Source organism: Williamsia sp. Y721 (assembly GCF_059683565.1).
Genome location: NZ_JCASNH010000003.1, coordinates 334,002 through 346,089, shown reverse-complemented (window position 1 = coordinate 346,089; position 12,088 = coordinate 334,002). Strand labels below are relative to the sequence as shown.

General features: G+C 63.4%; 15 protein-coding genes. 5 read left to right on the top strand and 10 right to left on the bottom strand.

Annotation, left to right across the window (positions count from 1 at the left end; translation table 11 throughout):
- Positions 1-56: 56 nt before the first annotated feature.
- Positions 57-590 (top strand): MFS transporter, encoded by a 534-nt coding sequence (locus AC56PL_RS16325; protein WP_497154515.1) that lies wholly within the window; start codon positions 57-59, stop codon positions 588-590.
- Between the two features lie 54 nt (positions 591-644).
- Positions 645-1,517, top strand: a complete 873-nt coding sequence (locus AC56PL_RS16320; RefSeq protein WP_497154514.1) for an MFS transporter — start codon at positions 645-647, stop codon at positions 1,515-1,517.
- A 142-nt stretch (positions 1,518-1,659) separates the two neighbouring features.
- Here the strand turns inward: AC56PL_RS16320 and AC56PL_RS16315 are convergent, their stop codons facing one another.
- The 3 genes from AC56PL_RS16315 to AC56PL_RS16305 form a co-directional block, all read right to left on the bottom strand.
- The gene (locus AC56PL_RS16315) at positions 1,660-2,568 is read right to left on the bottom strand and encodes an AraC family transcriptional regulator (RefSeq protein WP_497154513.1); all 909 of its coding nucleotides are present in this window, start codon (positions 2,566-2,568) and stop codon (positions 1,660-1,662) included.
- Between the two features lie 14 nt (positions 2,569-2,582).
- Positions 2,583-3,545: a helix-turn-helix domain-containing protein gene (locus tag AC56PL_RS16310; protein WP_497154512.1), complete on the bottom strand. Its 963-nt coding sequence runs from the start codon at positions 3,543-3,545 to the stop codon at positions 2,583-2,585.
- A gap of 118 nt (positions 3,546-3,663) precedes the next feature.
- Positions 3,664-4,500: an alpha/beta fold hydrolase gene (locus tag AC56PL_RS16305; RefSeq protein WP_497154511.1), complete on the bottom strand. Its 837-nt coding sequence runs from the start codon at positions 4,498-4,500 to the stop codon at positions 3,664-3,666.
- A 237-nt stretch (positions 4,501-4,737) separates the two neighbouring features.
- On the opposite strand from AC56PL_RS16305, the gene AC56PL_RS16300 reads away from it, so the two are divergent.
- A complete protein-coding gene (locus AC56PL_RS16300) occupies positions 4,738-5,589 on the top strand; it encodes an alpha/beta fold hydrolase (protein ID WP_495516402.1) in 852 nt (283 codons plus the stop codon).
- Positions 5,590-5,613: 24 nt separating this feature from the next.
- Here AC56PL_RS16300 and AC56PL_RS16295 read toward each other — a convergent pair whose 3' ends face one another.
- Genes AC56PL_RS16295 through AC56PL_RS16285 form a run of 3 tightly spaced genes read right to left on the bottom strand, consistent with a single transcriptional unit; the run spans position 5,614 to position 7,995 of the window.
- A complete protein-coding gene (locus tag AC56PL_RS16295) occupies positions 5,614-6,360 on the bottom strand; it encodes an SDR family NAD(P)-dependent oxidoreductase (RefSeq protein ID WP_497154510.1) in 747 nt (248 codons plus the stop codon).
- A gap of 17 nt (positions 6,361-6,377) precedes the next feature.
- Positions 6,378-7,184, bottom strand: a complete 807-nt coding sequence (locus AC56PL_RS16290) for an alpha/beta hydrolase (RefSeq protein WP_497154509.1) — start codon at positions 7,182-7,184, stop codon at positions 6,378-6,380.
- 25 nt (positions 7,185-7,209) lie between these two features.
- The gene (locus tag AC56PL_RS16285) at positions 7,210-7,995 is read right to left on the bottom strand and encodes an SDR family oxidoreductase (RefSeq protein WP_495516399.1); all 786 of its coding nucleotides are present in this window, start codon (positions 7,993-7,995) and stop codon (positions 7,210-7,212) included.
- A gap of 257 nt (positions 7,996-8,252) precedes the next feature.
- On the opposite strand from AC56PL_RS16285, the gene AC56PL_RS16280 reads away from it, so the two are divergent.
- Both AC56PL_RS16280 and AC56PL_RS16275 read left to right on the top strand, forming a co-directional pair.
- A complete protein-coding gene (locus AC56PL_RS16280) occupies positions 8,253-8,660 on the top strand; it encodes a YciI family protein (protein ID WP_495516398.1) in 408 nt (135 codons plus the stop codon).
- Entirely contained in the window at positions 8,657-9,802 is a 1,146-nt protein-coding gene (locus AC56PL_RS16275) for an RNA polymerase sigma factor (RefSeq protein ID WP_497154508.1), read from the top strand. The genes AC56PL_RS16280 and AC56PL_RS16275 overlap by 4 nt, the downstream gene beginning before the upstream one ends.
- 36 nt (positions 9,803-9,838) lie before the next feature.
- On the opposite strand, the gene AC56PL_RS16270 is transcribed toward AC56PL_RS16275, so the two are convergent.
- From AC56PL_RS16270 to cbiQ, 4 genes are all read right to left on the bottom strand, one after another.
- Positions 9,839-10,015, bottom strand: a complete 177-nt coding sequence (locus AC56PL_RS16270) for a hypothetical protein (RefSeq protein ID WP_497154507.1) — start codon at positions 10,013-10,015, stop codon at positions 9,839-9,841.
- Between the two features lie 35 nt (positions 10,016-10,050).
- Positions 10,051-10,512: a Fur family transcriptional regulator gene (locus AC56PL_RS16265; protein WP_497154506.1), complete on the bottom strand. Its 462-nt coding sequence runs from the start codon at positions 10,510-10,512 to the stop codon at positions 10,051-10,053.
- 91 nt (positions 10,513-10,603) lie between these two features.
- Positions 10,604-11,332, bottom strand: coding sequence for an energy-coupling factor ABC transporter ATP-binding protein (locus AC56PL_RS16260; protein WP_497154505.1), 729 nt, complete (start codon positions 11,330-11,332; stop codon positions 10,604-10,606).
- Entirely contained in the window at positions 11,329-12,087 is a 759-nt protein-coding gene (gene cbiQ, locus AC56PL_RS16255) for a cobalt ECF transporter T component CbiQ (protein ID WP_497154504.1), read from the bottom strand. The genes AC56PL_RS16260 and cbiQ overlap by 4 nt, the downstream gene beginning before the upstream one ends.
- Position 12,088: the final 1 nt, after the last annotated feature.

The window sequence follows — 12,088 nt, the reverse complement described above, 5'->3', positions numbered from 1 at the left end:
CTCACAACTCACGTACCGGAATCAGTTCACGCAAACACAGGACGGACACATTCTCGATGAGCTCTAATATCGCCGCGCCGGACACCACGTCGGCTGCGGTAGATCCGCGGCGCTGGATCGCGTTGATCGTCATTGCGACCTCGACACTGATGGTCGTGCTCGACGCATCGATCATGAATATCGCCCTCCCACATGCGCAATCAGCACTGTCGATCGCCGACGCCGAGCGGCACTGGGTCATCACGGCCTACACCCTCGCCTTCGGCGGCCTCCTCCTGCTCGGAGGGCGAGTGGCCGACCTGCTCGGCCGCAAACGCATGTTCATCATCGGCCTCCTCGGATTCGCCGCAGCCTCAGCGCTCGGCGGCGTGGCGATGAACGCACCTGTGCTCTTCGGCGCACGAGCGCTACAAGGAGTCTTTGCAGCCATCGTCACACCCGCGGCGCTAGCCCTGATTTCGGTGATATTCGTCGAAACACGTGAACGCGCCAAAGCTTTCGCCGTCTACGGCGCCGTTGCCGGAGGCGGCGGAGCCGTAGGCCTCCTCCTCGGCGGCATTCTGACCGAGTACGCCAACTGGCGATGGTGACTGTTCGTCAACATCCCGATCGCCATCGTCGCAGCAGCGTTCGCAGTACCCACTGTGCGCGAGGACCGCGCTGACGGACCCCGACGGTTCGACATTCCCGGCGCAATCCTGGTCACCGTCGGACTGGTTGCACTTGTCTATGGCTTCACCGAAGCAGGTAAGGACGGCGTCGGCTGGCTCGCTACTCAGACACTCATCCCCTTGGCTGTCGGCATCGTTCTGTTGATCGCCTTCGTACTCGTAGAAGCACGCACCACACATCCGCTACTCCCACTCAGAGTAGTGACTGACCGCAACCGCGGCGCCGCGTACTTGGCCGCATTCCTTCTCGGTGCCGGTATGTTCGGAATGTTGTTGTTTATCACTTACTACCTACAGGTGAACCTCGGATACGAGCCATTGATGGCCGGCCTTGCGTTCCTGCCGTTCAGCGTGGGAATCATCAGCACTGCCTCACTCGCGTCCTCGCTCTTGCCTCGCTTCGGCCCCAAACCACTTATGACCTTCGGAATGGCCACCGCGACAGTAGGGTTGGCCTGGATGATCACTCTCGACAGTTCGTCGACGTATCTCGGTTCGGTGCTGCCATCAGAGTTGATGATGGGCATAGGGCTCGGGCTCGTGTTCGTGCCGATGTCCACAGTGGCTCTCTCCGGTATCGAACCTCACGACGCAGGTGTGGCGAGCGCAATGCTCAATACCAGCCAGCAGATCGGCGGCACACTAGGTGTTGCACTGCTCAATACCCTCTACGCAGCAGCGTTGAGCCGCCACGTGAACGCCAGTGCCGACGTGCCACCCGAGCAGGCACTACTCGATGGCACCTTCACCGGCTACACGGTCGCTTTCACCGTGGGTACGGCACTGTTCGCGGGAGCACTGGTGGTCATTGTTGCGATGCTCCGCACAGACAGGCAGCGATCCTAGCTATATTTCGCGACCGGGTAGCTGACAGCCGTCAAGCGGCTGTATCTGCCCGACCACGTCTAACGGGCGACACCCTGGTGCTGGGCCACATCCGCCAATTCTCGGCAGTACTACCGCAACCCCCGGCAGGTGCGACGACGGATCAGCGTCGTCTGGATAATGGCTGGTTGCCCCGCCGCCACCCGGAAGGTGTAACGCCGTACGTCGTTCTGAACAGTTGGGTGAAATGGGTCGCGTGGGTGAATCCGTGCTTCTGGGCGATTGCAGCGATGCTCAGGTGCTGGTGAGTGAGCAGTGAAGACCGCGCTTGCACGAGGCGCCGCGAGGCGATGTAACCGGCCAGGGTGCCGTGCTTCTGTGGCCAGGTCTTGTAGAGCTGGCGCACGGAAATGTTGTGGGCGGTGGCGATGGTGTCGGCACCGAGATCCGGGCGACCGAGATGGGTTTCGATATGCCGCTCGATTCTGGTGATCAGGTCGTCGGCAGCGCTGACGGGTCGGGCGGTGTCGGCCGCGCTGATCAGCAGTGACCGGATAACGCCGACCGTGGACGTGTTCAACGTCGCAAGCAGGTCCGAATTGACGTCCGCGAGATTTCCGAGTCGTTGTAGATGGTCCAGTGCGAGGGAGTACACGGGGAGGCCGGGATGAAGATTGTCGAGACCGCGGCGCACGGTCTCGATGGAAAGCGTCAGACGGGCGTGGGTGATGTGGACGGCGATCGCGGACCCATGCCCGTGGCCGCGGAAGTCGAAGGTGCTCGACTGATCCAGTGCCACGAGTGTCGGATGTCCGGGCTGCTGCCCGGTGCGCATTCCGTCTCTGACCAGAGTCCAGTCACCCGGCTCCAGAACGGCGATGGTGAGTACGCGCGTATCTGGATCACTGCGTTTGCTGCGGGGGCAGGACACCGCCAATCCGTGATAGCGGAGGTTCATCAGCCAGAGCCCGTCGCCCAGGCCCCAACAGTTGACGGATCTGCTCCCACGACCGTGATGAGTTTCCGACACCACCAGGTGCGGAGCGAGACCGATGCGAACCGGATTCGCCACCTCGCCCGAGTGTGTCATCGGGTGGTGTTCTCGTAGGTGGCGATGTCCCGCCATGCGCGTGGAGTGAGCCCGTACATCTCCCGGAAGCGTCGCGTGAAGTAGGAAGGGTTGGTGAAGCCCCAGCGCCGAGCAATGGTGGCGATCGGGACGTCTTGGGTTTCCGGGCGCGCGAGTTCGCCGTGGCTGCCTTCGAGGCGGCTGGTGATGATCCACTGCTCGAGGCTGAAGTCGGCATCTTCGCAGAGCCGGAACAGTTTTCGGGTGGAGATGTCGTGGGCCCGCGCGATCCGGTCCGGCGACAACGATGCTTCCGAAAGGTGCTGCCGAATATACCCACGAATGCGGGGCAACAGCACCTCGGCCATCATTCCGCGTGCATAGTCCGCGTTGTAGGCCGAGGCAAGCATTGCGCGGGTCAGTTCGATCATGGACTCGTCGATATCCGGTGCTGCAGGGGTGGCCGTGAGCGCATCACCAGTCGCGGACAGTTCGGCGATATGCGAGCCGACCATTGCGTACAGCGGGCTGGCGGGTAGGCGGGAGGCAGCCGCCACAGTCACCTCGCGCGGGAGTCCGAGTTGATCGACGGGCACGTACAGGGCCTGCGATGCGCCGGGGCCATCCCATCCGAACGAGTAGGGCGCGTTCATGTCCATGAGCATCAACTCGCCGGGATGTACGTCACGCTGCACATCGAACTGATCGTGCCGACCGATGCTCCGTCGTTGCCGGGCCAGTGCCAGCACCTCTGAAGGCCCGGTCCGGATCTGTTTCGGCCTGCGGCTCAACGTGATCCCGGTGATGTATGCCTGAAAGATACTGGTCCGTCCGATCTCGGCCATTTGCAGGACCGCATCGGCGGCGGCCGGATCTCCGATGGCGACATCCTGGGGCCAACTCTGATCGAGAAAGATCGACTTCAGGGCATCTGCTCGCTCGTGCACAGGAAGTTGGGAGGAATGAAACATGACCGGCATGCGTCACCTCGCTCGGTCAACACTGTCGAAGACCACGGCACCACCTCGAAGAACCGACGAATGGCAATTACGGTACGCCGATTGCGGACATCCCGCGCTATGAGTTGCCATAGTCAGCTCAGGGGACGGTGTAGGCGTCGAGAAAGGCCAGCAAGTCGTTGTTGAGCATTGTTTTGTGAGTGTCAGTAATTCCATGCGGCGCACCGGGATAGACCTTGAGTTCGGCACCCTTGATCCGCTCGGCGGAGGCTTTACCACCGACCGCGAAGGGCACGACCTGATCATCGTCGCCATGAATTACCAGGGTCGGCACATCGAACGTGTCCAGGTCTTCCCGGAAGTCGGTCGCCGAGAAGGCTGCGATGCTCTCGTATGCGTTACGGGCACCGGCTTGGAGTCCTTGCCGCCAGAAGGCGTCGCGCATGCCCTGCGATGCGTTCTGGCCCGGACGGTTGTTGCCGAAAAACGGGCCATCGGCCAGATCGCGGTACGTCTGTGAGCGATCGGCCAGCGATCCGGCCCGGATCCCATCGAACACCTCGACGGGCACACCGTCGGGATTGTCGTCGGTTTTGAGCATGAACGGAGGCACCGCCGATACGAGCACGATCTGAGCGATTCGGCTGGTGCCGCGACGGCCGACGTACCGGGATACTTCACCCCCGCCCGTGGAGAAGCCGATCAACGTGACCTGCCGGAGGTCGAGGAACTCGATCAGGCCGGCGAGATCGTCTGCGTAGGTGTTCATCTCGTTGCCGTCCCACGCCTGGGTGGACCGCCCATGGCCGCGGCGGTCGTGGGCGATGACGCGATAGCCGTTGGAGGCCAGAAACAATTGCTGGGCCTCCCAGCTGTCCGAACTCAGCGGCCAGCCGTGACTGAGAATCACCGGACGGCCGGCGCCCCAGTCCTTGTAGTAGATCTCCGTGCCGTCCAGAGCGGTGTACATCGGCATGATTCGTCCTTCCGGGTCGACCAGGCCTCGGTGGCATATGTTCTGTCGGAGAACAACATAGAGTCGCTGCTGCGGGCCGAGCTGAAGGAATGTGCACGGTTATGTACTCAGCGAGCACGTGACCACGCCGGACGGCAGTGCGCTGTGAGTACAGCAAAGTGCACCCACGTTCAGGTCAGACGGGTGGATCACCTCTAGGTTGTCTGTTACTTCAATTGCGACGAGAGGGGATCGGCCATGGTGTCCACCACTGCCCGCATCAGTCCGACACGGTCCGGGCTACACACTCGCCTGGCGGCGATCATCGCGTTGTTCGTCGCTGTGTTCTGCCTGTCAGCCGTTCCCGCGAACGCCGAGCCGACGACAAAACCGACAATCGTCCTCGTTCACGGAGCATTCGCCGATTCTTCTGGCTGGCGTGACGTCGCAGCGACGCTGGGAGCTGCCGGGTATCCGGTTCAGACCTTCGACAATCCGCTGCGAGGGCCGGCTCACGACTCTGCCGCGCTCGAGAAGCAGCTCGCGACCATCAGCGGCCCGATTGTCCTCGTCGGACATTCCTACGGCGGAGCGGTCATCACCAATACTCACGATCCCGACGTAGTCGCGAATGTCTATATCGCGGCATTTGCTCCCGCGCAGGGCGAGTTCGTCCAAGGTCTGCTCAACCCGTTGATCTATCCCGGCAGTCGGCTGCTGCCGCCCGCGCTGGAGCTCAAGGTTGTCGAGGATCCGACCGGGATCGCGGGATACAACGTCGACGGCTACATCGCCGAGCCGTACTTCCATGAGATCTTCGCTCAGGACGTCGACGACGCCACCGCGGCCGACATGTTCGCTCACCAAAAGTCTGCAGCACTTGTGGCCAACCTCGAACCCTCTGGTGACCCGTCGTGGGCAAAGGTACCCAGCTGGTACCTCGTCTCCCAGCAGGATCAGGTCATTCCGCCTGCCCTGCAGCGGTTCATGGCGTCCCGTGCAGCGGCAGGCCACACCACTGAGGTCGACGCCTCTCACGCCTCTCTGGTGTCCCGGCCCGGCGAAGTGGCGACGACGATCCTGGCCGCCGCCACCGCGACACAACGCTGAAGCAGGAAGGCGAGCTCGTCGCCGTCAGATGATGCTCCGACCGCCGTCGACGTGAATGAGCTGACCATGAACCATGGCCGCGTCATCGCTTGCCAAGAAGACGATGACCGACGCAATTTCGTCGGGCGTTGCCGGACGGCCCAAGGGCGACTTGGCCGCAAGTTTGTCGAGCACTGGACCCAGCACCCGTTCCGTCCCTTCAGTCCGCGTGGGACCGGGTGCGACGGTGTTGACACGCACACCGTGGGGGCCGAACTCCACCGCCCAATCCTTGGTGAGCTGGTTCAGTGCGGCTTTGCTCGAGCCATAGATCCCCGACGACGAACTCCCAAAGCTCGCGACCATCGTGCTCACGTTGACGATCACACCGGACTGGCGCTCGATCATGGTTGGAACCAGCTGACCGACAAGGAAATACGGAGATTTGACATTGAGCGCATACAGCGCGTCGAAGTCTTCCTCGGTACCACCGGAGGTCGGCCCGAAGACTGCGGCCCCGGCGTTGTTGACGAGGATGTCGACGTGACCCGTCAACGCCATCGCATCCTGCGCCAGAGCAACAGCTGCTGTGGCGCCAGTCAATTCCGCACCGATGAAATCGGCTTTACCGCCGTCACTCTCGATCGCTTCGACGACTACTTTGCCACGCTCGAGGTCACGACCGGACACGATCACGTGCGCCCCATGAGCTGCAAGCCTGGATGCCGTGGCCTTTCCGATTCCGCTCGTAGCGCCCGTGACGAGGGCAACGCGCCCGCCAAGATCCCACATCTGCGCTCCCTCTCGCGTCAGAAACCTTTGTCGCTCAGCCAGGCCAGTGTCGTCCCCGCGACCTCTTCCCAACCGTCGTCGATGGTGAGGGAGTGTCCACGGCCTTCGAACTCGTGATATTCGGTGATCGAATCACCACCGGCGTACATCGCGAGAACTTCTCTTGTCACCTTGGCCGGGACGGTGTGATCCTCGGTTCCTGAAATCAGGAGCAAAGGCCCACGGCTCGCCTTGTGTGTGTCCACTGCTGCCGGGGAATTGCGGCGAAAGTTGGCGGTTGCGTCTTCGAACAGCGGGCGGCCGGGTCCGGGGATGGTCCATTTCTCGAACAACTCGTCGGACGCCTCTTGTGTCAGTGTGTTGCCGAAGCTGTAGTGGAACTGCTTCGGGGTCAAGGCCACCGTCTTCTTCTTGTTCGCGGGGTTCGACAGGACCGGAAATCCGGACTTCAACTGTGAGAAGGGAAGTGCCTTGACCCCTTTGATCGGAGCCGGATCGATCGCGACTGCGGCCGCGGCGAGGTCGGTCGCGAGGAGTTCTTGAGCGATCAGACCGCCGAAGGAATGTCCGATGACGATCGGTTTGGTCTCGAGTGTTCCGATCAGCTTCGCGTAGTGCTCGTAAACGTCCTGTATTCCAACGTTGTTCATCTTCTCCGGCGCTTCACGGGTCTCTTGCACGGTCACGCCGTCTCCGGGCCAGCCCGGAGCAGTGGCCGTATAGCCACGCTCTGCGAAGAGGGAGATCCATGGTTCCCATGCGCTCGAATGAATCCACAAACCGTGGATGAACAGGACGTGGTTGTTCTGAGGTGCAGCGGCCATTCGTGTTCCGTTCGATCGTGGGTTTTCACAGCGTCTGGATCAGGCCGCCGTCGATGGTGAAATCTGATCCGGTCACATTGGCAGATGTTTCTCCAGCCAGGAAGAGCACGAGAGCGGCGACCTCTTCGGGCGTTGTGAACCGTCCTGTGACCGACTGCGCTGCTGCGCTTTTGGCGACCTCGTCGGCTTGTCCGCCACTGGCGCCGGCAATTGTCTCGGCAACGCCGCCCTCGCCGAGCCACAGGCTGGTGGACACCGGTCCCGGACTGACCGTGTTGACACGTATTCCTTGCGGACCGAGCTCTTTCGAGAGCGATTTACACACATTGGTGAGGGCCGCTTTGACCGCGCTGTAGTCCACAACCCCAGGGTCGGGGAGAAAGGCATTGACCGAGCTGACAGTGACGATCGTTCCGCCGCCACGTCGAAGAAGCTGAGGTATCGCGGCCCTGGTGGTTCGCACGGTTGCCATCAGCCCCAGGGTCCAGGAGTCATACCACTGGTCGTCGGTCACGCCCACGAACCCGGCCGGCCTCGGGGTCACCGCTCCGGCGTTGTTGATGAGGATGTCCACACCGCCGAGCGTTTTGGCCTGCTCGATCAACGCGATCGGACCTTCGGGCGTCGACAGATCCACGGGAACGAACGTCACCAGGCCCGCATCTTCCAGGCGAGCAAGATCGGGGCCCCGGCTTCGTGATCCGGCGACGACGTGCGCGCCTTCCTCTGTCAGCGCGGAGGTCACCGCCAGCCCGATACCTTTGCTGGCGCCGGTGACGACCGCCAACTTTCCCGAGAGGCCTAGATCCATCAGCATCCGATCGTTCGCGCCGGCACACGGGTAGCCGCTCGGCAAATCAGCGGGGGAGGCGTCAAGCAATCGACCGAGCGCCCGAACTCGTAACGGCACGACCACATTCACGTCGAATGGTAAACCCGATGACGGGAGAGAGCAGCGCTTGACGAAAAAGATGATTTCGGGGTGCCAGGGTGTCGAGAATGGGGTGGTGGCTCCGTCTCAGATATGCAGGCGGCGACAACGCGCCGCGACGACGAAGGAGAAACACCATGAAGTATCTGCTGCTGAAGCACTACCGAGGCGGCCCGACTCCCATCGGCGACTCGGTGCCGATGGACCAGTGGACGCCGGATGAGGTCGACGCACACATCAAGTTCATGCAGGATTTCGCAGACCGCCTGGAAGGAACGGGTGAGTACGTCGACGGACAGGCGCTCGCGCCCGACGGTGCGTTCGTGCGGTACGACGGCGAAGGGCGTCCACCGGTGACCGATGGTCCGTTCGCCGAGACCAAAGACCTCATCGCCGGCTGGATGGTCATCGATGTGGCGTCGTGGGATCGTGCTGCGGAGCTGGCAGGGGAGCTGTCCGCGGCGCCCGGCGCCGGGGGCAAGCCGATCCACGAGTGGCTCGAGGTCCGACCATTTCTCAGCGACCCGCCCACGGTGACCGAGTGAACGAGGCTCTACTGCGGGAGCTTGTGCCCGCGGTGATCGGTGTCCTCGTCCGGCGCGGAGCCGACTTCGCGTCGGCCGAGGACGCCGTCCAGGAGGCGTTGATCCGGGCCATGGAATCGTGGCCTGACGATCCACCTCGCGATCCCAAAGCCTGGCTGGTTGCAGTGGCGTGGCGCAGGTTCCTCGACGCCGCGCGCGCCGAGAGTTCGCGGCGGGGTAGGGAACTCGCCGTCGAGGTCGAGCCCGTCCCCGGTCCGGCACCTGATGCGGACGAGACGCTGCAGCTGTACTTCCTGTGTGCGCACCCGACGCTGTCATCGGCGTCGGCTGTCGCATTGACGTTGCGAGCGGTCGGTGGCCTCACCACCCGCCAGATAGCGTCGGCATATCTGGTGCCTGAAGCGACCATGGCCCAACGGATCAGCAGGGCCAAGAAGCGGATCTCCGGACTTCGGCTCGACCAGCACGGCGATCTCGGGACCGTTCTGCGGGTGCTCTACCTGGTCTTCAACGAGGGGTACAGCGGCGAAGTCGACCTTGCGGCCGAAGCGATTCGTCTCACCAGACAGGTTGTTGCCCAGACCGACGAACCCGAGGTCACCGGGCTGCTTGCACTCATGCTGCTCCACCATGCGCGCCGCGCGTCTCGTACCGGACCAGGCGGGCGGTTGGTGCCGCTGGCCGAGCAGGACCGATCCCGTTGGGATACAACGCAGATCACCGAGGGCGTGGCAATACTCCAGGCGGCGCTTGCTCGTGACCGGCTGGGTGAATACCAGGCGCAGGCCGCAATCGCCGCGCTGCACGCCGATGCCCGTAGCACTGCCGAGACGGACTGGGTGCAGATCGTCGAGTGGTACGACGAACTGCTTCTCATCACCGACAGCGCGGTGGTCCGACTCAACCGCGCAGTGGCGGTCGGCGAGGCCGACGGGCCGCAAGCCGGCATGGCTGCGCTGGTCGACGTGGACCCGGCGCTACCACGCTATGTCGCGGTGTCGGCATATCTGCATGAACGCGCGGGTGATCTCGAGGTCGCCGCTGATCTGTATGCCGAGGCATCCCGCACTGCCGCAAACGTTCCGGAGCGCGATCACCTCACGAGAGAGGCCGCGCGGGTGCGACATCTGCTGCAGGCCTGAGTACCCCGCCGCCACACCTCGAGTGACAGCAATGTCTCACGCACAGGCCCGATCCCGTTGACGACGTTCGACCCCGGTCCAGAGCGACTCGGCCACGAACTGGTGGAGATGTTGATCACTGATCCACAGCTCGGTGCGGCCGTAACACGCCTTGTGCCAGTAGAACTCGTCGAGCGCGGGTCGACCCGCTGTCTCGGCATCGTCGTCGACCAAAAAACTGTAAAGGCGGACGGTCAGGTGCCGAATACCTATTTCGTTTCTTCCTGGCAGGTCGGGCACAGTCCGTGCAGGGTCAGGCCCGCGGTGGCGGGGAGTTCGAAGCGGCTGCCGTCACTGGCTCGGGCGAGGGCCTCGGCGAGATATTCGGCGGGTACTTCGATCACGGCGTCGCACCGGGTGCAGACGGCGTGGTGGTGGGGTTGTTCGGCCAATCCGTAGGTGGTGACACGGTCGCCAACGGTGAGGGCGTGCAGGATCCCGACCTCGACCATGGTGGTGAGGGTTCGATAGACCGTGGTCAGGTCGACCAGGTCGCGTTGTTCGGTGAGTCGTTCGACGATTTGTTGTGCGCTCAGATGCCCGACGGCCGGGTCGGCGATCAGGATTGTCATGACGGCCACGCGGGGGGCGGTGCACCGCAATCGGTGGTGTTGCAGGATCGAGCGCGCCTGGGCGACCGCGAGGTCGCTTGTCGTTTCGGCACCGGGCATATGTCCAGTGTCGCGCCGAATGCAGGTATTGCCAACCGTCTGGTTTGCCGACAATCCGATGGCCGGCTGGAGTGAGCAGGCGCGGGATGATTCAGGCAAGGCGGTGGCGTTCGAGTAGGTCCCTGTCACCGAGTATCTCTGCGATATCGCCGTCGGCGACAATCCGGCCGCCGTCGAGGATCAGGGCACGGGTGCAGATTCGTTGTGCGTAGTGCAGGTCATGGGTGACCATCACGATGGTGGTCGGCAACCTCCGCAGTACCTCGGCGAGCTCTCGCCGGGCGACCGGGTCGAGGTTCGCCGCCGGCTCGTCAAGCACCAGGACATCGGGGTGGCAGGCGAGCGTGGTGGCCAGCGCGGCGCGGCGACGTTCTCCGACCGACAGATGTGCTGGTGACCGATCGGCCCGGTCTGACATTCCCACTGCGGCTAGGGCCTCGGCGACACGTTTGTCGAGGTCGGAACCCAGGACCCCGAAATTCGCAGGGCCGAAGGCGACATCCTGGGCGACGGTCGGCATGAACAGCTGATCGTCGGGATCCTGGAATACCAGGCCGACCCGTCGCCGGACCTCGCGCACAGTGTCCGGGCCCAGTTGAATGTCTCCGATGTGGACTTCACCGGAATCCGCGGTCAGCACACCGTTCAGTTGCAACATCAGGGTCGATTTTCCGGCGCCGTTGGGTCCGAGGACGGCGACCCGCTCGCCGGCGGGGAGGTGCAGGCTCACCTCGTGCAGTGCGCCGGTTCCGTCGGGGTAGGCGAAGCTGAGGTCAACCACCCGCACGGTGCCCGCCGCCACGGCCGATATCGCTGTCATTGCAGCCACCAGGCGCAGATACTGACAGCGACCGCTGCTGTGGTCGGGATCAGGGCCAACAGCCAGGTTGTGGCGGTTGCCGGGATCGTCCCATAGTGGGGGACCGCTCCGGTGAATCCGCGCGAGAGCATGGCGAGGTGGACGCGTTCTCCGCGTTCATAGGAGCGCAGGAACAGGGCTCCGGCTCCACGCGCGGTGGCCCCGACCTGGCGCAGGGTACGCGGATCGTCGCCTCTCGAGATGCGCGCCATACGCATCCGGATGGCTTCCGCGACAAGCAGATCAACGTACCGCAGCATGAGTACGACGATGGTGACGATCATTCCGGGCACCCGCAGCCGGGTCAGCCCGGAAGGTAGGTCACGGACGCTCGTGGTTGCCGCCAGGGTCAGCGACACCCCGACACCGAGTGTGCCTTTGGCTATGACGCCCCATGCGGCGTATAGCCCTTGCGTCGACAGTGACACTCCGAGAACCTCGGTCTGTGGGCCGCCGTCGGCGAAGGGGAGTAGCACGGCCAGGATGACGAAGGGCAGTTCGATCACCATCCGCGGCAGGATCCAACGTAGGGGGATGCGTGCCCACCACCAGACTCCGATCAGGATGGCGGCGTAACACCCGAACGGCCAGAACAACTCTCGGGGCGTCGCAACCACGGCGAACACCGCGATGACCGCGGCCACGATTTTCACTTCGGCAGCGGCGCGGTGTGCCGGCGAGTTTCCGGGCAGATAGAGCGAGTTTCCCGCGCCCACT